Here is a 21,780-nt window from a genome sequence, read left to right on the forward strand (position 1 = left end):
AACGTCACCGTGCTGGACAACGGCAACCTGTTGGTGAGCTGGACCTCAGACAACCAGGATGGCTCCGAAGGGGGCGTTTACGGCCAGACCTTCGATACCGATGGCAATGCCATTGGCAGCGAGTTCCTGATCAACAGCAGCACCGATGGCAACCAAAACGAATCCGACAGCAGCGCTCTCGCGCTTCTGAGTATCGATGAAAACAGCGGCGCCGGGCAGGTGGTGTATACCGCCACAGCCACTGATACCGGCGATATCTCCGATGGCGTGACTTTCTCGCTTTCGGGCGATGATGCCGCCCTGTTCAGCATCAACAGCAGCACGGGTGAAGTGACCCTGTTGGCCGATCCCGACTACGAAACCCAATTCAGCTACTCACTCATCGTTACCGCTAGCGATGGAGCCGGTAACCATACCGACCAAGCGGTTACCCTTGATGTCAACGACCTGGACGAAATAGCCCCAGAAGCCAGTATTGTGTTATCGCTCGCGACAGTACAGCTGGAAGCACCGGGTAATACCACTGGTTTTGACTATGCCCCCCAAATCACCGCCGTGGGCACTGACGGCACCTATGTGGTGACCTGGTACGGGTACGAGGGTGCTGGCTATTCAGGTGATCGGTCGATCTTTGTGCAAGCGTTTAACGCCGATGGTTCCTTCAACGGCACCAGGGTACAGCTGGAAGCACTGGGTCATACCACTGGTTATGACTATGATCCCCAAATCACTGCGGTGGGCAGCGCTGGCGCCTATGTGGTGACCTGGTACGGAAGGGATAGCGACGATGATTTGTCGATCTTTGTTCAAGCCTTTGATGCTGACGGTTCCTTCAATAGCACCACGGTACAGCTGGAAGCGCCGGATAATACCACGGGTCATGACTATGATCCCCAAATCACCGCGGTAGGCACTGATGGCGCCTATGTGGTGACCTGGTACGGAAGGGATAGCGACGATGACACTTCGATCTTTGTGCAGGCGTTTGATGCTTACGGCTCCTTCAACGGTGTTACGGTACAGCTGGAAGCGCCGGGTAATACCACTGGTTATGACTATGATCCGCAAATCATCGCCGTGGGCACTGATGGCGACTATGTGGTGACCTGGTACGGTGATGATAGCGACGGTGACTATTCGATCTTTGTGCAAGCCATTAATGCCGATGGTTCTTTCAACGGTGACACAGTACAGCTGGAAGCGCTGGGTAATACGACCGGTGATGACAGAAGTCCCCAAATCACTGCGGTGGGCACTGATGGCGACTATGTAGTGACCTGGTATGGGGTCGATAGCAACAATGACTATTCGATCTTTGTGCAAGCGTTTGATGCTGATGGCTCTTTAAACGGTGCCACGATACAGCTGGAAACACTGGGTGGGTATGATGTTGATCCTCAAATCGCCGCCGTGGGCAGTGCTGGCGCCTATGTAGTGACCTGGTACGGTAAGGATAGCGACGGTGACTATTCGATCTTTGTGCAAGCGTTTAATGCCAATGGTTCCTTCAACGGTGACACAGTACAGCTGGAAGCGCCGGGTAATACCACTGGTCATGACTTTGCTCCTCAAATCACCGCGGTGGGCACTGATGGTGCCTATGTGGTGACCTGGTTCGGTGAGGATAGCGACGGTGATGATTCGATCTTTGTGCAGGCGTTTAACGCCGATGGTTCCTTCAATGGCACCACGGTACAGCTGGAAGCGCCGGGTAATACCGATGGTGATGACTATGATCCTCAAATCACTGCGGTGGGCACTGATGGCGCCTATGTGGTGACCTGGTTCGGGATCGATAGCGACGGTGATTGGTCGGTCTTTGTACAGGCGTTTAATACCGATGGCACACTGGTGATGGATAGCACCTATGAAACAGGGGAGTTGATCACACTACAAAGCAATGAAGCGGGTACGGTGTATTTGGTGGGCGATACAGTGGCCGTGACCACTGAGGCCGATATTCTCTCTGCAGACGGTAGTTTGTGGACCCAGGCCGTTGCCACGGCCGATGTCAGTGTAGCGGTTGATAGCAGTGGCCTGGCTGGCGGCAATTATACGGCCTATGCCGTCGACAGTGCCGGTAACATATCGCAGGCCGCGGATGAAACCGTCACTCTGGTTGATACCAGTACGGTGGTGTTTGATCTGGTAAACGGCAGTTCGTCAGATCACAGTGGCCGGACGTTTGAGGAAGATACCAGCTATACCATTTACGTCCGGGTGGATTCTTCGACAAAGGTCTTGAATACCGATTCAAGTGAGTGGGGCAGCTGGGCCAATGCAGAGGCTCTTGGCAGTGATGATCAGGTGGTCTTGGTCGGGTCGGGGAGTGCGGTACTGGGTGCTAATAATTCGGCGGTTGCTTCTTTCAGTTCTCCCGGAGATAGCATGGCGGTGTGGGGGTCGGCTTTCTCATTGCAGGAGTCGGGTTTTGTTTTCCGCTGGGCGGACCATGCATTATCCGGTTCGGTATCGTTGTGGGATGGAAGGTGGAGTGATCTGAATGAGGGGCGGTCTCTGAATGAAGTCTACCTGACGACCATGCCAATGGGCGTTATGACATCACAGGGGTTGGTCTGATGCTGACAGGACATTCGTTAGCAGATGCGGGTGATGGCGCAGCCATTGCCCGGCTTCGGGCTTTGGTTGACGATCAGCACTATGAGCACCTGCTGCAACAGGTTAAGGGCTTGTTACTGCAGGCACCGGACGATGATGCCTTGCAAGTACTGCAGGCGCTGGCCTATGCACAACTGGGGAATCACTCCGAGGCGGAGCGTTTGATCGCTGGCCCGGCTGCTCGTGTTGCGAGTTTGACGGAAGATGTTCAAACGGATCTGGCGGCAGTGTGGTTGCTGTTGGGCCATATTGAGGTTGCTTGTGAACGTCTGGAGTCAGTGCTTGAGCAAGAACCACAACAGGATCTGGCATTGGCCCGGTTGGCCTTTGGTCGGGTTCAGCAAGGTCGTATGGAAGATGCCATTGCGTATTATCGGCAATCATTGCTGCTCAAACCTGGGCGTTTTTCGTTATGTCAGGCACTGGCCTCGTTGTATTTGCAACAACAACAGTGGCCGGAAGCCCAGCAGATGCTGGATCAGGCCATTGCCGGATTACAGGCCGCTTGTGAACGCTTGCCGGATAGCGCTCTGCATGGCACAACAGCCCGTTTGCGAGGGCTTCAGCTTGAGCTGTGGCTGGCCAGTGGTGAGCCACAGCGAGCCGAGGCCTGGCTGCAACAGGCGGGACAGGATCTGTCGGAATCAGAATGGCTGGTGCTGGTATCGGGCTATGCCCGTTTATTGGCTGGACAAGAACGCCATGATGATGCCGAAGCCCAGTTACGTTTGGGGCTGAAAGTTTATCCTGAAGCGTTGACACTGGTGTCGCAATTGGCGGAACTGCTCTGTGTGCGGGGGCGTATTGCCCAGGCCGGATGGCTGCTGCAGAAGGCGTTGCGGGTGGCGGCGGACAAGCAGTTACCACGGGCGGGGTTGTGGGTTCAGCTGGGGCAAACCCTGTTGATGACGGCGCCGGAGAAAGCACATGAAGCGGCCACTAAAGCTCTGGAACTAGTGGCCGTGGAAGAGCCAACCGAGTGGTTAACTGAGGTGGACGGGGCCGTCGAGTCGTTGCATCACACGGCATTACATTGGCGAATTCCCTTGATGGGACGTGCCCGCCATTTGCAGGCGATGGCAGATTTACAGCGGCAGCATTATGACGAGGCAGAACATGCGTTGCGCCAATTGTTGCTGGATTTTCCAGACTACACTGCGGCCATGCAAGGGTTGGCGCAGCTGGCGATGCAATTAGGGCGGGTCGATGATGCCATTGACTGGTATGAGCGTATCCAGCGGTTTGACCCGGCTGCGGGTTTTGCCGGGCTGGTCAATGCCCACCGTTTCCCTGAAGACGAGAACACCTTGCACCGGCTGGAGAAGCTGGCACAGCGGCCCGGTCTGTCTGGGGCGGTATCAACGTCCTTGTTGTTCCAGCTGGCTACGGCCTGGGAAAAACGGGGTAATTACGACAAGGCATTGGCGTTGGTTCGACAGGCCAACGAAGCCAGCAAGCTGCATATTCCTTACGACCCGGTTGCCCATCGGCAGCAGTGCGCACGTATTCGTTACGCTTTTTCGCGCAGTTTTTTCCAGCATCGGCAGTTGTATGGTGGTCAGCCTTATGGGCACCCCTCTTCGGCGCCGGTGTTTGTGGTCGGTATGCCGCGCTCTGGTACCACTCTGGTTGAGCAGATGCTGGCCAGCCATAGTGAAATCTGGGGGGCGGGTGAGTTGGGGGTTATTCCCCAGCGTATCCGGGGGCTGAATAATTGGGAGCGTCATATCGGTTCTGGCAGGCGCTATCCGGATTGTGTTGATGATCTGACGCCTTATGTTTGCCATGGTATTGCCGAGGGTATTTTGCAAGAACTGTTCGATCTGGCTCAGGCTGACAAGCCGGATGCCCGGTTTGTGATCGATAAATTGCCACATAATTTTGAACATATTGGTCTGATCAAATTCCTTTTCCCTAACGCCCGTATTATTTCGGTACGACGAGACCCGCGTGATATTGCTCTGTCCAACTATTTTATTGATTTCCAGGCCAAGCACGGTGGTATGGGCTTCGCCTATGACCTGCGTTGGATTGGCGAGCAACTGGCAGACCATAACCTGCTGATGCAGCACTGGCATGGGCTGTTTGGAGATGGCATTCTGGAGCTGCAATACGAACAGCTGTTGCAGGACCCGGAAGGACAGGCGCGGCGAATGCTGGAATATATTGGTGTGGCGTGGGAGCCACAAGTGCTGGCGTACAGTGATCTCGAACGGCCGGTGAAAACCGCCAGTGTATGGCAAGTACGGCAACCGATTTATCAGACCTCAAAAGCCAAATGGAAACATTACGCCAATCAGCTTGGGCCTTTGACTGAAGGCACCAATGCCAAAATCATCTGGGATGAGATTTCGATGCTGTCGTTGCCGGAGCCGGGCTTTTTGAGCGCGGCAGTGGCGTTGTATCACGCAGATGATCTGGATGGCGCAGAAAGGAGCTGCAAAAAAATGCTGTACCATAATCCACAACATGCGGCCTGCCAGTACCTGGTGGGGCTGATTTATTGCCGCAAGGGACATCTTCAGGACGGTATCGGTCTGATGCGTCAGGCGTTACAGCGGGTGCCATGGCAGCGGGCCTGGCAACATAACCTGGCTCTGGCGCTGACGTTGTCGGGCCAGAAAGAAGAAGCGGCTGCTATCCGTGAACAGCTGGGGCGTCGCTCATTGTCGCCGTTTGGTCCGTTGGATGAACCCCAGGACTGGGTTGATGGCGATTTGCCAGAACAGGCTTGGTAATGGCGGATACATTCAGAAAATATCGTGCCCTTTTACTGATTTGCAGTGGGCTGTTGTTCGCCGTTACGCATTCCGTGGCGGCCGAAACCAGCCAGTATCGCGGTATTTGGGGGGCGATTGAAGCGGCGCTGAAATTTCATCCGGCCATTGCCGGTCAACAAGCCTCGCTGGAAGCCAGCAGCTGGGGTGAGCAAGCGGCCAGGTCCGGGCGCTTACCCAACCTGTCGCTTTCGGCCGATAACCTCTATGACGATGATCTGGCCACGGTGACGCTCCAGCAGCCGTTGCTGACTTTTGGCAAGTTGAGCAGTGCCATTGAGCTGGCGCAGGCCGAAAGGCGAGCTGAGGATGTTGGCCTGTTGCAGATTCGTCGAGATCTGGTTGAAGCAACCAGTCAGGCTTATATTGCGATTGATGCCTTGCGTCGGCAGTTGCACATTGCCCAGCAGAACACCCGAGATCATCAGCAGCTGTACGACCGTATTGAACGACGTCGCGATGGCGGTCTGGCATCGGATGCCGATGTGCAGCTGGCGTTGGGACGTTTGTTGTGGGCGCAGTCGACGGAGCAGAATTATCAGGGGCAGCTGGCCGTTGCGGAGACGTCATTGCTGGCATTGACCCAGGTGCCGGTAGATTCGACGGAGGCGGTACCGGAACAGGGCTGGCTGCCAGGGAATGAGCAGCAGATCCAGTACGATGCCTTACAAACCAGTGCCGATCTGCAGTACCAGCGAGAGCAGGTTGTGATTGCGGACAAGACAGCCAATCAGCAACGTTACAGCTCGATGCCGACCTTGTACCTTCAGCTTGAGCGCGATATGCCTAACCAGACCAGCGATGAAGATGATGACCAGATGCGCTCGGGGTTATCGCTGGAAGCCAGTTTTGCCGGTCTGGGGGTCAGCAATTATGCCCAGACCAAAGCGGCGGTGGCCAGTAAACGGGCGGCCGAACAGTCATTGTATGTGACCGAAGTGAATTTGCGCCAGCAGGTGAGCTCGCTGCTGCTGAACCGGCAAATGCAGCAGCTTTTGCAGCATTCTCAAGAGCTGACGGTCGATGCGTTGAAACAAACTCTGGATTCTTTTGTGCGTCAGTACGAAACCGGTCGCAAGACCTGGCTGGAAGTGCTTAACGCCCAGCGGGAATGGGTTTATGGGCAGCTGGAGCTGGCAACCATTAAATCGACCTTGCTTGATGCATCACTGCAGCTGGCCAGTATGGCGGGTTATCTGGATGAGCGTAGCGGGGTTCCTGCTCTGGCACCAGAGCCCGTCACGCCGGTACCGAAACCGATGCCAATCAATAGATACCACTGATTTGTTTCAGACTGCTCTGAGGGCAGCCCGGAATGCCAAAACATTTGAAAATAACGCGTGGACACGATGTCAGATATTGAACAATCTACAGGGCCTTCTGCGGAGGACGATATAGGCAAATCCTTGCCTCTCAGTCTGTTGCAACGGCTGTTGTTGTTAATCCAGGTCAGTGTTGCACCGGGGAAGCTGGAGCAGGCCTGGAGTGCCAATACACAGGGCATCATGGGGCCGGTGTCGCTGCCTCAGCGCATTCAGTTGTTGGCGCAAGCATTACAACTACGAGGGTTGCGGGTGGCGCAATTACGCTGGGCGCGGATGGATCAGCGGCGGCTGCCGGCCTTGATGCATTGGCAAGGAGAATGGTGGCTGGCAGAACGCCAGTTGCTGGAACAGCCAACCACCAGCGCATCGTCTCAGGCAGAGGATTCCGCTCCGGTCGACTGGCCAGAGGATGGTGTGATACCGGCAAGCCATGAAATTTCTCTGACCGGTGTGGACGGTGTGGCGCATTTGCATGCACCGGAGGTGCTGGAAGACGGGGTGGTGCTCTGGCTGGACAATCCCGCCGCCAAGGCGCAAGAAAAAATCTCGCTGACGGGGAGTCGGTCCATCCGTCTGGTGGTGGCGGCGCTGTTGCGCCGTCGTCGCTGGATTGGTCATGTGGTGGTTGCCACTCTGGTAATCAATCTGATGGCGGTTGCGACATCTCTGTTTGCCATGCAGGTGTATGACCGGGTGGTACCGACCCTGGCCTGGGCTACCTTGTGGACTCTGGTGGTCGGGATGGTGATTGTGCTGTTGCTGGACTGGGGCTTGAAAATTTTGCGTGGACGGGTGCTCGACAGCGTCGCCTGTGAGGTCGATCAGAGGGTCAGTCAACAGGTGTTTGATCACCTTTTACACTTGCAGATGGATACCCGGCCACGCAGCCTGGGAACCATCGCTGCGCAAGTCAGTGGCCTGGAGTCGGTGCGTCATTTCTTTTCATCCGGGGTGTTTTTTACCCTGGTTGATACGCCGTTTGCACTGCTGTTTATAGTGTTTATCGCCATGATTGGTGGTCCTGTAGCCTGGGTGTATACGGCGCTGTTACCGGTGGCGGTGTTACTGGGCTGGCTGGGTCAACGCAGCATGCGGCGCTTGATGAAAGACGAAATGCAGCGCAGTAATGAGCGTCAGGGGCTGCTGGTCGATAGCATTCAGGGAGCCGAGACCATTCGGGCTGCGAATGCCAGTTGGCGTTTTTCTGAAATCTGGCAATCCATCAGTGAAACCGTGGCCGGGTTTGGTATTCAGCATAAAGCGCTGAATAACCTGATCCAGCTGACGACTGCCAGTCTGTCACAAGTCGCTTATGTGGCGGCTGTTGTGGTCGGGGTTTATGAAGTGGCTGAGGGACATATGACGATCGGGGCGATGATCGCATGCAGTATTCTGGGCGGGCGGGTGATTGCTCCGGTCAGTCAGGCGGTGCGTTATATGGCGCAGTGGGAAAATGTGCAGCAGTCGCTGAAAATGGTGGATCAGGTGCTGGATCTGGATACCGAGCGACGGGCAGAGCAATCGCTGCTGATGCCGTCGGAGCCTCCGGCGGAGATCGCGTTGCAAGCGGTGAGTTTTTCTTATCCGGATTCGCCGGTGTTGCAACTGGATGTCGGCTCATTGTCGCTCAAGGCCGGGGATCGGGTGGCGGTGGTGGGTCAAATCGGTTCGGGCAAGTCGACCTTGCTGAAAATACTGGCCGGCCTTTATCGGCCGTCCGCTGGTCGGGTGCGGCTGGGGCAAGGTGATCTGTGGGAAATGGACCCGGCGATTGTTGCCCAACAGGTCGGGTATTTGCCGCAGTCGGTGCATTTGTTCAAAGGGTCTTTGCGTTCCAATCTGATATTGGGTGGTGCCATCGCCGATGGTCATTTATTGGAAGTGGCCCAGCAACTGGGGATTGATCGTATTGCCGCCGATAGCCCCTACAGTATGGACTTGCCGATCAGTGAAGGTGGCGATGGTCTGTCGGGAGGTCAGAAGCAGCTGATCGGTATGGCCCGGGTGGTGTTGGCCCGGCCAACCATCTGGTTGCTGGATGAGCCGACAGCGTCGCTGGATCCGGATACCGAACAACAGGTATTAACAGCGCTGGAATCCCATCTCAAGCCTTCTGATATTCTGGTGGTATCGACGCACAAGCCAGCATTGGCCTCACGGCTGGCGCGTCGCGTGTTGCTGATGCAGCAGGGTCGGATTGTCCGGGATGACAGCCCGGAAGCCATTTTCCAGCGCCAGCGAGCGCCATCCGGTACGGCTCGTCGACCACCGGCAGGAGGCCCGATCAATGTTATCTGATAGCTTGATGGACGATCGTGATGCCAGTCGTGCCCAGCGGCTGGCGCGTTATCACCTGGATCGTAGTGGCTGGATCGTTTGGTTGATTGCGGCCACCTTTGTGGTGTTTATTGGTTGGGCCATTGAATTTCAGATCGATGAGGTAACCCGTGCGAATGGCGAGGTGATTGCCTCCAGCCGGGTACAAATTATCCAGTCGGTTGATGGTGGTGTGATCCGCAGCATCCAGGTGCGTGAAGGTGACCGGGTTCAGGCTGGCCAGGTGATTGCCGAGCTGGACGAAACCCGGGTTCGGGCCAGTGTGGGGGAAATGCGGGCACGGCTGGCGGGCTTGTTGGCCAAAGCAACCCGGTTGCGGGCAGAAGTGACCGGGAAACCTGAATTGGTCTTCCCACCGTTTCTGGAAATGTTTGATGAACAGAAACAGGTTGAACTGGCATTGTTTGAGCAGCGTCGTGATGGCCTGAAAGCCGAACTCGCCAACCTGACCCGGGCAGTGGAGCTGGCACAGGAAGATGCAGCTCTGGTGGCTAGGCTGCAGCACAGTGGTGATGTAAACCGCTCCGAGGTGATCCGCACCCAGCGCGCAATCAACGAGGCAGAGAACAAATTGCTCAGTCGTCGTAATCGCTTTTTTGAAGATGCCAGCGAAGAGTTGACGACTGCCGAGGACGAAATGGCACAAACCTCCGAAGTGCTGACCCAGCGACAACAGCAGTTGAATGACAGTGTGTTTCGGTCCAAGGTCGACGGTATCGTCAAAAACGTACGGGTCACTACCATCGGTGGTGTGTTGCGCGCCGGTGAGGAGTTGATGCAAATCGTTCCGGTGAATGACGAACTGATTGTGGAAGCCAAGATCAGTCCGACCGATATTTCCCGCGTTGAAATAGGGCAGCTGGCGACGGTGCGGTTTGATCCGTTTGATTACACGATTTACGGCGGCGTTGAAGGCAGCGTGGTGTATGTCAGTGCGGATACCCTCAAGGAAGAAAGCGGTGATAACGTTGATATTTATTATCGGGTGCATGTGCGTTTGGCAATGCATGACGGCAAGGTGCGCAGTTTGATTGGGCGGCAGTTGGAAATTCTGCCAGGCATGACTGCTCGCGTGGATATTCGTGCGGGTGAACGCAGTCTGATGGAATACTTGCTGAAACCGTTGCGTAAAACCTTGACCGAATCCCTGGGTGAGCGGTGATTCGCCATTGGAATGGGAACGGATAGCCTTGATGGCAGCCTGCATAGCCCGGCTGCTTTGCAGTGATCAACCACAGTTTGATACGCAGGGTGCCACCCGGTCACTGTGCTATTGATTTAAAAAACTGAATAAAAGTTTTGAATAATTGATTTAAAAAATCAAAAGACTTGATACAAACTGCAAATCTACCCATAAATAATCGAACATGACAGCAGAGGCAGTGCATGATTATGCTCTGCTGCCGTGGTTATCGATGCATTGCCCGGCCACTTCCCAACGATGAAGCAAGGAGAAAATAATAATGGCAGGTTTCGATAAAGTCGTAGGCAGCTACGAAGAAGCAATGGCAGGGCTCGAAGATGGCATGACCATCATCGCCGGTGGTTTTGGTTTGTGTGGCATCCCTGAAAACCTGATTGCGGAAGTCAAACGCAAAGGCAGCCGTCATCTGACCATCGTCTCCAATAACTGTGGGGTCGACGGATTTGGTCTGGGTGTGTTGCTGGAAGACAAGCAGGTCAAAAAAATGATCTCGTCATACGTTGGCGAAAACGCCATGTTTGAACAGCAGTTGCTGAACGGCGAACTGGAGGTTGAGCTGACGCCACAAGGCACATTGGCTGAAAAAATGCGTGCCGGTGGGGCTGGTATTCCGGCGTTTTATACGGCTACCGGGGTGGGTACTCCAGTAGCCGAAGGCAAGGAAGTGCGTGAGTTTAATGGCCGTGAATATTTGTTGGAAGAATCCATTCGCGGCGATTTTGCCATCGTCAAAGGCTGGAAAGCCGACCGTTATGGCAATGTGATGTACCGTCATACTGCACAGAACTTTAATCCGATGGCAGCCACTGCGGGAAAGATCACTGTGGTTGAAGTCGAGGAATTGGTAGAAGTGGGTGAGCTGGAGCCTTCGCAGATACATACACCGGGTATTTATGTGAATCGTCTGATTGTTGGCAGCTTTGAAAAACGTATCGAAAAACGAACGCTATCTGACAGCTGATTCGACGACTTAACCCATTAATAACAGGTGATGATCATGGCCCTTACTCGTGAACAAATGGCACAGCGTGTAGCCCGCGAATTGCAAGATGGATTTTATGTCAACCTGGGCATCGGCATTCCGACGCTGGTGGCCAACTATGTCCCAGATGGGATGGAAGTGATGCTGCAATCCGAAAATGGCTTGCTGGGCATGGGACGCTTTCCGACCGAAGCCGAGCTGGATGCGGATATGATCAATGCCGGGAAACAAACGGTAACGGCGGCGCCCGGGGCGTCTATTTTCAGCTCGGCGGAATCCTTTGCCATGATCCGTGGTGGTCATGTGGATTTGACGGTGCTGGGGGCTTTTGAAGTGGATATCAATGGCAATATTGCTTCCTGGATGATCCCCGGCAAGCTGATCAAGGGAATGGGGGGCGCGATGGATCTGGTGGCTGGTGCGGATAACATCATTGTTACCATGACCCATGCTTCCAAACATGGTGAGTCCAAGTTGTTGCCTGCGTGCAGCTTGCCGCTGACAGGCAAGGGGTGCATCAAAAAAGTACTGACTGACCTGGCCTGGCTTGAAATTGAAGACGGAGCCTTTCATTTGAAAGAGCGTGCCCCTGGCGTGTCGGTAGAAGAAATTGTTGAGAAAACGGCGGGCAAGCTGGTTGTACCAGACGGCGTGCCGGAAATGCAGTTTTAGGCACTGCCGGATTCTGGCTGGAGCGAACCGGCTGGCCGGTCTGTGACGATCATCCGTATCACTGCTATCAGTAGTAACACCCAGCCCGGCATATGGCCGGGCTGGGTGCGTATAGACATTGCTGTCTCTGCCGGGTATTAACTGACGGCCAGAATCACACTGTCGGGGCTGAAGGTTGCATAAACCGGCAGGTTCATGGCCAGTGCCAGGTCGTCAGCCTGCTGGTTGCTGACGGCGGCAACCACACTTTTTCCACTGGGTAAATCAACCCGGACTTCCGTACTTTGTTCTCCGCGGATCAGATCTGCTACCACCCCGGCAAAACAGTTGCGCTGCTCGACAGATTGGGTGTGAACACTGGCATAGGAGGTTTTGACCAGTGCAAACAATTCGAGACCAAGCCGCAAGTCGAGGTTTTCTGCACTTTCGTTGGTAACGATGGCGACGATCTCGGTGTGATCGTCAAGTCTCATCCGCACTTCACAATTAACCATCCCTTGTATCAAGGCTGTTACGACGCCATGAAACTGGTTGCGGGCACTGGTGCGCATCGAGAAACGGTTCATCATGCGGTGAAACTGCTGCATATCGCCGAGGCTGTTGTTCATCCGATCCAGCAGGCTCTGGTACTCGGCTTCAACAGTGCGATAGAGCGTGATTAATGCACGACCTTGTTCGGTCAAATGGCTACCACCACCACGACGGCCACCCACCTCCCGAATAACCAGAGGTTCATCGCACAGGTTATTCATGGCATTGACAGCATCCCATGCTCCTTTGTATGACAACCCCATTTCCTGGGCGGCTTTTTGAATTGTTCCATGGCGAGCAATGGCCTCGAGCAATATCACTCGTTTTTCTGCCAATAACGAGCCTTCATCAGTATCAAGCAGGATTCGTCCAACCAGTTGCATGCTGGATCTCCTTGTCATTTGTATGGTTATTTATCGAGTATACCTCTGACGGAAAAGAAAAGGAGTGCCGTTGTAACACGGATGCCACTTTTAGTGGCAGTGATGGCTAGATTGAGGGGATGTTTGATTCCGTTAGGTAGCTTGTCTATATACTGACACAGTCAGTACCAGGCTCAAGCTGTGAGTTTTCCGCTTTTGCCCCGCATGTTGAGCGCTAGCGGCCGTTCTTGCCGTCGATATCAAACCAACCACTGACAGTTACTGGCTTTTTGTTGATTTTGTTTTATATAAAAAATCATAGTGTGTATTTTCAAGTTATTGATTTTAAACGTAATTATTTGTTATTGGTATTTTTATATGGTTTTGAACTATTGATTACAATTGTCAGCTATTGAACAACCATGACGTTTTGAAGTCGGCTGCTGTGAGCTGTTGCTATCTGAGTGCTTTTGAGAAATATCTTTAAAATCAAATAGTTATGCTTGGCGTTGAAGGATGGCTCGTTCTGCTTTTCTCTGGTACGTGCATTGCTCCTGGTTTTCGTTGTGTAGTTTTAGGTTATTTATTGTATCCGGTGCTGACTTTGCTGATTATTTTTCAATTCTCGTGATGTGTATGGGGATGCCAATGGTGTCCCTGGGCGAGAACCTGGTTCTGTTTGGCTGTCGGCATCTGGTTTGGCGATAGATCCCTGATGCGACTTTTTCACAGTGATTAATCAGGAGTCATAAGATGAATGTTTCAGATGGCAGTACGTGTTTTTATCGTGTTACCAGCCCGGTGTCGGTACCGCTTGCACCGCTGACCTGGGCTGTACTGATGGTGCTTTCAACCCGGTGTGCTCTGGTGGCGGCAGAAGATAAAACAACCGTGGATACCCACTTGCCGACTGAAGTTGAAGACGCGATTGTGGTTGTGGGGCAACAGGAGGCCGCTATGTGGTATCCGTCAGATCAGGCGGCATCACAACGAACTGTAAGCCAAGAGGAGCTGGATATGTTTGCCGCACCGGGGGCAGGCAGCCCTTACAGTGCTGTGTCGGCATTGCCGGGAGTACAGGCAGAAACCGTCGACCCTTTTGGCTTTGGCAATCTGATGGGCGGGAACAAGGGGTTAAGGGTGCGCGGGGTGAATGCCTCTCATGGTGCCAATGGTACCGTCGAGGGAGTGGCGGTGACCGGCATGGGACCTGGACCTGGTTACTTGTGGATGTTCGAGCAGGAAAATATCGCCAGTGTGTCGCTGCACCAGGGGCCGGTACCTGCCGATCAGGTCGATCTGTTTAATAATTTTGGGGCGCTGGATACCCGGCTGTATTGGCCCAATATCGATCCTGAGGTGCAACTGTCCTACAGTGCCGGTAGTGACGATCTGGCACGCTGGTTTGCTCGGGCAGACTCGGGTGCCATGAATTTTGGTGGCCGGGTGATGGCATCGCTATCAAAATCCAGTGCTGATCAATGGCGAGGCCCAGGTCAGGCTGCTGACCAGAATAATATCAGTCTGGCCGGAGAGCAGCAGTTTGGGGCCTTGACTGCCCGGCTGTGGTACACCCGGAGTGAGGGAGAGCAACATGCTTACCGGGCCTTGAGTGCTGAGCAGGCGAATGATTTGGAGCAGTGGTATGACTATGCCTATAGCTCGGACCCGGAAGACCTGCATCTTTATTACGATCATAACCGTCAGCAGTTCAACAGCGACCTGTGGTTGCTGGAGGCTCGTTATCAGCTGTCTGACCAGAGTTATATCAGTGTCCAGCCTTATCAGAGTAACGAAGAGGGTGATTATTGGTCGGCGACCAGCTCCGGCATGATCCGGAACTGGTCGATTGATCATAAGGCCCGCGGGGTGCGGACAGAGTGGGTCCGCGAGGTGAAGGATACGCGTCTGAGTGTGGGGCACTGGTATATGACAATGGAACCGCCGGGGCCGCCAACAGACTGGAAAATGTACCAGCCACAAGCGGATGGCAGTCTGATGTTTAGCAAGTGGTCTCTACTGGCCAAGGTGACGAATGAGCACCAGATGAACAGTGTTTGGACTCAGTTGGATCGCTCGCTGGGGAATTGGCACTGGTCAGCCGGGCTGCGCTATGTGCGTGAAACCCTGGTCAGCCTGGATTACTACAATACCGATGGTCTTGGGGATGTGTCTTATGCAGCAGCGCTGCAACAATCGAGTGGCCCGATGGCGGATCGTAGTGTTGATGGTTTTGATCTGGATGTCTGGTTGCCTGTAGCCGGATTGAGTTATCGCTGGAATGACGACTGGTTATCGAGAATTCATGTTGGCCGTTCGATGGGAGCGCCGTCGTTTTCATCCTGGAATCAATTCCAGTCCAATTATTCCACTTTTGCTGCCGCGGGGTTGACGGCCCAGGACGTGATGGATAAGCAGCGTATCGAAACCCAGGACGGGATTGATCTGGGGCTGACCTGGACGTCGCGGTTTCACTATATGGATCTGACGGTGTATTACGCCCGCTTCCGCAATAAAGGCATCAGCTATTACGACCCGGATGTAGCTGTTGTGTATTCGCAGAATGTGGGGGATGGGCATCAGCAAGGATTGCAGTTCGCCGGTGGTCTGGAAGTGACACCAGAGTTGAATTTATTGGCCAATCTGGCCTGGACACACGCCGTTCTTGATAAGGATGTGCTGGGCAGTGGCGGCACGGTGATGGATGTGTCGGGTAACCAGTTGCCCGATGTACCGGTATGGACTGGTGCACTGGGCGCCCGTTGGGAGCAAGACCGCTGGTTTGCGACATCGATGCTGCGTTATGTCGGCCAGCGTTATGCTGATTCCGGTCATGAAGAGTCGGTGCCCGGTTATGCCCGTGTCGATATGGGTGCTGGTTATCAGTTGCCATTGGCCAGTGGTGATCTGTCGGTGGATGTAAATGTGGTCAATCTGACGGACAAGCGCTATATCGGCCGGATTAATGCCTCGGATGTGCAAAGTACTGGCTCATATACCTATTACTCTGGTGCGCCGCGTTCATATCTGATGACGTTGGCTTATATCTGGTAATTACTGGCAATAGCGGATCTGGCTGGCTGTCTTTGGCTGGCTGGCCAGAGAGGCCTGGTGGCTGTTTCAGGTATTGCCCCAGGCCATGATGATAATGCGGCTTGCTGGTTAGCAAACAAGTGTATTGTGGTGTTTGGTTTATTCTCATTAGATGGTTTGTCTATATGATTACAGGTGGTGGGTTTTGTCACAGAGCACCTTGGGTCATCGAGTTTATAAAATAAATAAAAATCAATAGCTTAGTATTTTTTCCATGATGGTATCAGCCTTGCTCTGTCTTTATATATGAAGTTTGTATTAATATAAACGTGAGCAGTAGGATGACCAGTGTCTCACCTCTTGTGGGCTGGCTTCTTGGTGTTCTGACAGGAGGCAAGCGATGAATAAACAAAGTGTTGACCAAGCCGTCTCGCTGATGGCTGACCGGGTAGTGGCCATCCATCATGATCAATGCAATATCAGCTGGCTGGCCAGTAATGATGGATGTTGGTTTGAGCAACAGGTATTGGCAGGGAAATGGTCGATGTCTCAGAGCAGCCAGCCTTGCAGTCATCAGTCTGTCTGTGTACGGAGTGATCTGGTGGCACGCTGGACCGACGTTTTTTTCTGAGGCCAGCGGGATCTTGCTAACCGTGACGTTGGGTTGGCGGAGTGACCAGAGTGAGCGATAGCGCTGTTACCGGTCTGCTGTGATGGTCTGGTTGTTGATGGTTCGTGACATTTTCAGGTGTTGGTCATAGCATGCCTTGGCATTGACGCGAGGGCTGAATGTCACAACTTACTGATTATCAACAACAGGTTGTTCAACACGTCGATGGCCACGCCCGAGTGGTGGCCGTTGCGGGTGCGGGTAAAACCACCACACTGACGCATTTTATTGCTGCGCGATTACAGGCTGGCGTATCGTCTCGCCGTATGCTGGTGCTGATGTATAACAAGGCGGCCCAGCAGGAGTTTCAACAGCGTTTATTTCGCCGTTTACCGGATCAAGCGGTACCGGAAGTACGCACTTTTCACTCGTTGGGATTGCGTATTTATCACAAGTTGATTGAACTGGAACAGTTGCCTGCTTTTGAGCGTAAATTGTTGGGAGATAGCGAAGTTGAAGGTCAGGTGTGGCGTTTGTTACAGCAATTGGCCGACGGCGACACCCGGCAGGAAATCCTGTCGCAACGAAAAAAATGGGTTGAGCCAGCGGTTGGTTTTATCGACCTGGTGAAATCCGGGCTGGCGCCTCCTCAGGCGGTTTATGAAGAGCTCGATTTACCCCCTCAGTGTCGTATGTTTATTGAGTTGTTTGAACGTTTTGAAGACTGGCGCAAACAGCAACGGCGTATTGGATTTTCCGACATGCTGTACGACCCGGTGATGCATCTGCGGCAAAATCCGGAAGCGGCGCGTTATTTTGGCGGCCATATGCAATGGATTCTGGTGGACGAATACCAGGATATCAACGGTATTCAGCAGCATTTGCTGGAACTGCTCCATGCTGGCCGGGGGTCGATGATGGTTATTGGTGATCCAGACCAGACGATTTATGAATTTCGTGGCTCACGGCCAGAATTTATTGTCAGTGGCTTTGCTAGCCAGTTGGGAAACGTCACTACGTATCAGTTACCGGAAACCTTTCGGTATGGACATCGACTGTCGTTGATGGCGAATCATCTGATTCACCATAACCGGCAGCGAGATCCGGTGATGGGGTTGTCCCACATATCCACTCCGGCCACCCAGGTACAGTTGCACAGCTGCTCTGTCAATGCGGAAGCGCATCAGGTTCTGACGCTGGTGCGGCAGTGCCTGGAAACCATGCCAGCCCATCAGATTGCTGTGATCCATCGTCTTTGGGCCTTGTGTGCGCCGATTGAACTGGCCTTGTTGCAGGCGGGTATTCCCTATCAGCTGGATCATTCTCTCTCGGTACTGGAGCGCTGGGAGCTGGAAATCTTCTGGCTGTTACTGGAAATTGCCGCAGGCCGTTTTGGGGATCGCAGCCGGGAGCAGCGCCGCTCGGGCTGGTTACAGATACTGACTACGCCGTTTCCCAAGGTACGCAGGGCGGTTCTGGAAGATATGGCCGATACGCTGGCGACGCACCGCGAGCACTTTGGCATTGCGTTACAGCAAGCGATTCCCGATACCCTGAGCCACTGGCAAAAAGCGCAGCTGCACGCACGGGCCGAGGTGCTCGACAGTGCCGAGCATGTGGTGGTACCGGTGCAGCGATTGCTGAACGCTTATATCGATACGACTGAATTGGAAAAAGGCATTGAAGACAGTGCTTTTTCTGCTCAACAGGTGGAAGACCGGTTACAAACCATCCGGGCGTTTGTGCGTTTTATGGCCGACTCCGGCGTGAACTCGAACGAAGCCCTGGAATTTTTGTTGGAACTGAGGGATCGCGCCCGGGCCCAGTCCCGTGAGCGACACGCCGGGGTCAGGCTGACGTCTATCCATAAAAGCAAGGGGCTGGAATGGCCGGTGGTGATTATTCCCGGCCTGAATGGCCATTACTTCCCGTACCGGCCAGAAGGCGAATTCAGCACTCCGGCCAGCGAGGAAAGTGAGCGGCGGCTGTTGTATGTCGCCATGACCCGCGCCATTCATCAATTACATCTGCTGGTGCCACTGCGATTGGTGCCGTCATCTTCGGGGCGTAAAAGGTCAGATGAGCGCCCTTCATTACGGGAAAAGCCCAGCCCTTTTACGAGTGAACTGAATGTCAGTCGTAGTGATCAAGTGGCCAGTGCCCTGGAGCAAGGGCAATCCCGCCTGGTGTTGGAAGGCGAGGTAGCCAGCTGGCTGCCAGCGTATCTGGCAGCACAACCGGCGCCGGTTGTGCTGGAGGTGAAGCCGTCCCGGGTACAGCCTGGGGTTCGCGGTGGTAACCGGTCGTTGCGCGATCCGGCCAAACCCATTGTGACCGGACAGCCACTGCCACGACTGGTGCATGCCCGCCTGGGAGCCGGTACCGTGATGGAGCAGGATGAACAGTATCTGATTATTCAGTTTGATGGCGAACGGACAACCCGGCGCCTGGATCGGGTATTTGCCGAGCCGCATATCCAGTGGTTACATTGATAATCAGATCCGTCGGGTGGCGTTGCGGGCTGATGGAATCTGTGCTTTTGGCGGCCACACCCGTCACCGACTGGCACTCAGCGGGGCAGTTGTTATACTGGGGGCCCATTTCGTAGAGAACGACTTTGGTCGCCGCTGGTTTCCAACGTCGCATCCTGTCGCCTTTGCGTAGAATTCACTGCCCTTAATCAGGGACAAAAAACGGACAATCATCATGACAATTGCCCAGCACAAAGTCGTTTCCATTCATTATAAAGTGGTTGACGTTGCTTCTGGAGAAACTATTGATTCTTCTGAAGGCGCAGCGCCAATGACTTACCTTCACGGTGCCCAGAACATCATTCCTGGCCTGGAAGCGGCGTTGGACGGCAAAAAAGTCGGCGACGAACTGGAAGTCACCGTAGAAGCCGCGAATGCTTACGGTGAATACAGCGAAGACCGTGTGCAGAAAGTTCCGCGTGATGCCTTTACCGGTGTTGATCAAATTGAACCTGGCATGGCATTTACAGCACAAACTGCACAAGGCCCGGTTAATCTGATTGTTACTGAAGTGGAAGAAGCAGAAGTAACGGTTGATGCCAACCACCCGCTGGCAGGCAAGGACCTAGCGTTCAGCGTAACGGTTGAATCCGTGCGTGATGCCAGTGAAGAAGAACTGGAACATGGCCATGTACATGGCGCAGAAGGCCACCAGCACTAAGCTGGTGCATTCTGCAACATAAAAACGGGCTGCCTTGGCAGCCCGATTTGCTTTTCTGCTTTTTTCCTTCCTGGTATTGCTTGTTTCCTTCCTGGTACTGCCTGGCCTAGCGAGTCAATGCAGTCGACATGGAAAAGTCGAGCGGTTCGGGTGACCAGATCGCCAGCTCTGGCGCATAGTCCAGGGTACCGGCAACGCCGATATCAACCGCTTCCTTGCTGGTTAGCAAAGACATCAGGCTGCTGGCCATATCCGCAAAGCTCAGTGACAGTGGAATAACCAACTGCTGCTGACTGTTTTTTTCCAGGTTGGCTGGCTGCACCGAGCCGGATGCCAATGCGCTGTTGGCGGCAGTTACCTGATAATCCAGCCCTTTCAGATCAATCCCGAAGCCATTGGGGTTTTCAACATCAACGGTCAGTTGCAGCTCCATGCCACGCCAGCTCAAATCCGCAACACTGGCGCTGGCCAGGCTGATTTTAGGACGTTGCGGGATCGGCAGGGTCGTGGTGTAGCTGGCGGGCAGGCTGATGTCTCCCAGTACCGGCAAATTAAACAGCAGGGCAGTATCAATTTGACAGGTTACTTCATCCTGGTCGGCAACCGCTTTGACAGCGTTATAAAGATCGCTGTAGCTGAAGCTGATGGGGAGCTGGGTGGTTGTGGTCTCGTTGGCGCTCAGGGTGAGGTCGGTGTCAGTTTGGTTGACGGTGGCCAAAGCATGATCTTCTACCGACATGGTCATGGTCAGACCGCTGGCGGGAATTGAAAAGCTGTTCGGGTTGGTAACATCCAGCGATACCAGCAAGTCGGCTTGTTCCAGCCCCAAGGACTGGATCGACAGGCCACTGATCGTGGCGCTGGGTTTGTCGGCGGCGGTCAAGCTCTCTTTCAGAGCGGCACAGCCACTTAGCAGAATCAGGCCAGTGGCGGTCAGCGTAGGTAAAATCGGGTTCATAGGCACTCCAGTCTGCACATATTCAAGAGGTGCAGTGTAAGGCAAACCGGCGGTTAATACAGGATCCCGATAGCTTTATGTGCTCTGGGGTATGATCGAAAGCAAATCAGGGGCAGTATGAATAAAAATCACCTGAAAAAATGCTGATTGTTTTGTTGATAGGCTTGGTGAATGACAACGGAGCTGCGACAATAACCGGTCATTTGCTGCCGGATTGCTGTCGTGAACCTTGATCGCATAGATTTGAACCTGCTGGTGTATCTGGATGTACTGCTGCGTGAGGGCAGTGTGACCCGGGCGGCGCAACAGCTTGGTATTACTCAGCCAGCCATGTCCAATGGTCTGCGCCGCCTGCGTGATCTGTTTAGTGATCCGTTGCTGGTGCGTACTTCCGATGGTATGACGGCAACGGAGCGGGCTCGTGAGCTGCAGCCGATGATCCGTAAAGCGCTGGCGGAACTGGAAGCTGCGCTGCAACCGCTGGGCGAATTTGATGCCCACAGCAGTAATCGGGTTTTTCGCCTGATGGTCAGTGATTATGCAGAGTCAACGCTGATTCCTGAGCTGGTCAAGCGCCTGCGGGAAGTAGCCCCGAACGTGATTCTTGATGTGTTGACGCCATCGGATGTGACCTTCAAGGATGTCGAAGCGGGCAAGGTTGATATGGCCATCAACCGTTTTGATGATATGCCGCAATCGTTCCACCAGATGACGCTGTGGCAAGACGACTTTGTCTGCCTGGTGAATCATGGCCACCCGTTGGCCGAAAAATTTGATCTGGAAGCCTACGTCGCCAGTAATCATATCTGGGTGTCTAAAACCGGTATGGGCGCCGGGGTAGGGATAGACCCTGAGAAAGTGGTTCGCCTTGGTTGGGTCGATAACGCGCTGGCCAAGTTGGGTTATAAACGGCGCATTTCGGTATTTACCCGCCATTATCAAATGCCCGCCTTGCTGGCTCACAATAACGATCTGGTGGCGACCTTGCCGCGTAAAGTGGCAGATATGCAGGCGGAATCAGCATCCTTGCTGGTGGTGCCACCGCCGTTCCCAATCCCGCCATTTGAGTTGAAAATGGCCTGGTCACCGCTGGTGCAGCATCATCAGGCGCATCGCTGGTTACGTCGTATTATTGTGGATGTGGCCCAGCATTGCTGAATCACATCCGTCGCAGATAG

The 21,780-nt window shown here is 54.0% G+C and carries 15 protein-coding genes; 12 read left to right on the forward strand and 3 right to left on the reverse strand.

Going from position 1 to position 21,780, the window contains the following annotated elements; translation table 11 throughout:
• The 7 genes from Q8W22_RS06395 to Q8W22_RS06425 all read left to right on the forward strand — a co-directional run.
• Positions 1–2,580: cadherin repeat domain-containing protein (locus Q8W22_RS06395; protein ID WP_305451859.1), on the forward strand; the 2,580-nt coding region annotated here is incomplete at its 5' end.
• A complete protein-coding gene (locus tag Q8W22_RS06400) occupies positions 2,580–5,357 on the forward strand; it encodes a tetratricopeptide repeat-containing sulfotransferase family protein (protein ID WP_305451860.1) in 2,778 nt (925 codons plus the stop codon). The genes Q8W22_RS06395 and Q8W22_RS06400, both read left to right, overlap by 1 nt.
• Positions 5,357–6,679 (forward strand): TolC family protein, encoded by a 1,323-nt coding sequence (locus tag Q8W22_RS06405; protein ID WP_303431399.1) that lies wholly within the window; start codon positions 5,357–5,359, stop codon positions 6,677–6,679. Before Q8W22_RS06400 ends, Q8W22_RS06405 begins: the two co-directional genes overlap by 1 nt.
• Before the next feature lie 66 nt (positions 6,680–6,745).
• Complete coding sequence (locus tag Q8W22_RS06410; RefSeq protein WP_305451861.1) at positions 6,746–9,019, forward strand: peptidase domain-containing ABC transporter; 2,274 nt, start codon at positions 6,746–6,748, stop codon at positions 9,017–9,019.
• Complete coding sequence (locus Q8W22_RS06415; RefSeq protein WP_305413423.1) at positions 9,009–10,220, forward strand: HlyD family type I secretion periplasmic adaptor subunit; 1,212 nt, start codon at positions 9,009–9,011, stop codon at positions 10,218–10,220. Before Q8W22_RS06410 ends, Q8W22_RS06415 begins: the two co-directional genes overlap by 11 nt.
• 301 nt (positions 10,221–10,521) lie before the next feature.
• A complete protein-coding gene (locus tag Q8W22_RS06420; protein ID WP_305413421.1) occupies positions 10,522–11,223 on the forward strand; it encodes a CoA transferase subunit A in 702 nt (233 codons plus the stop codon).
• A 36-nt stretch (positions 11,224–11,259) separates the two neighbouring features.
• Entirely contained in the window at positions 11,260–11,916 is a 657-nt protein-coding gene (locus Q8W22_RS06425; protein WP_305451862.1) for a CoA transferase subunit B, read from the forward strand.
• Here the strand turns inward: Q8W22_RS06425 and Q8W22_RS06430 are convergent.
• Together Q8W22_RS06430 and Q8W22_RS06435 are read right to left on the reverse strand one after the other, a co-directional pair.
• Positions 11,913–12,035 carry a hypothetical protein gene (locus Q8W22_RS06430; RefSeq protein WP_305451863.1) on the reverse strand — a complete coding sequence of 41 codons (123 nt, stop codon included), beginning with the start codon at positions 12,033–12,035 and terminating at the stop codon, positions 11,913–11,915. The genes Q8W22_RS06425 and Q8W22_RS06430 overlap by 4 nt on opposite strands.
• Positions 12,036–12,053: 18 nt before the next feature.
• Complete coding sequence (locus Q8W22_RS06435) at positions 12,054–12,830, reverse strand: TOBE domain-containing protein (protein ID WP_305413419.1); 777 nt, start codon at positions 12,828–12,830, stop codon at positions 12,054–12,056.
• Between the two features lie 732 nt (positions 12,831–13,562).
• Between Q8W22_RS06435 and Q8W22_RS06440 the strand changes: the two genes are divergently transcribed.
• The 4 genes from Q8W22_RS06440 (at position 13,563) to slyD (ending at position 19,644) form a co-directional block, all read left to right on the forward strand.
• Positions 13,563–15,863 (forward strand): TonB-dependent receptor, encoded by a 2,301-nt coding sequence (locus Q8W22_RS06440; protein ID WP_305451864.1) that lies wholly within the window; start codon positions 13,563–13,565, stop codon positions 15,861–15,863.
• A gap of 379 nt (positions 15,864–16,242) precedes the next feature.
• Positions 16,243–16,473, forward strand: a complete 231-nt coding sequence (locus Q8W22_RS06445) for a hypothetical protein (RefSeq protein WP_305451865.1) — start codon at positions 16,243–16,245, stop codon at positions 16,471–16,473.
• 158 nt (positions 16,474–16,631) lie between these two features.
• The gene (locus tag Q8W22_RS06450) at positions 16,632–18,944 is read left to right on the forward strand and encodes an ATP-dependent helicase (protein WP_305451866.1); all 2,313 of its coding nucleotides are present in this window, start codon (positions 16,632–16,634) and stop codon (positions 18,942–18,944) included.
• Positions 18,945–19,158: 214 nt separating this feature from the next.
• Complete coding sequence (gene slyD, locus Q8W22_RS06455; protein WP_303431410.1) at positions 19,159–19,644, forward strand: peptidylprolyl isomerase; 486 nt, start codon at positions 19,159–19,161, stop codon at positions 19,642–19,644.
• A gap of 106 nt (positions 19,645–19,750) precedes the next feature.
• Here slyD and Q8W22_RS06460 read toward each other — a convergent pair whose 3' ends face one another.
• Complete coding sequence (locus tag Q8W22_RS06460) at positions 19,751–20,602, reverse strand: LEA type 2 family protein (RefSeq protein WP_305413416.1); 852 nt, start codon at positions 20,600–20,602, stop codon at positions 19,751–19,753.
• A gap of 222 nt (positions 20,603–20,824) precedes the next feature.
• On the opposite strand from Q8W22_RS06460, the gene Q8W22_RS06465 reads away from it, so the two are divergent.
• Positions 20,825–21,760, forward strand: coding sequence for a LysR family transcriptional regulator (locus tag Q8W22_RS06465; protein WP_303431413.1), 936 nt, complete (start codon positions 20,825–20,827; stop codon positions 21,758–21,760).
• Positions 21,761–21,780 lie beyond the last annotated feature (20 nt).

This window comes from Oceanobacter sp. 1_MG-2023 (assembly GCF_030689025.1).
Taxonomy (GTDB): domain Bacteria; phylum Pseudomonadota; class Gammaproteobacteria; order Pseudomonadales; family Oceanobacteraceae; genus Oceanobacter.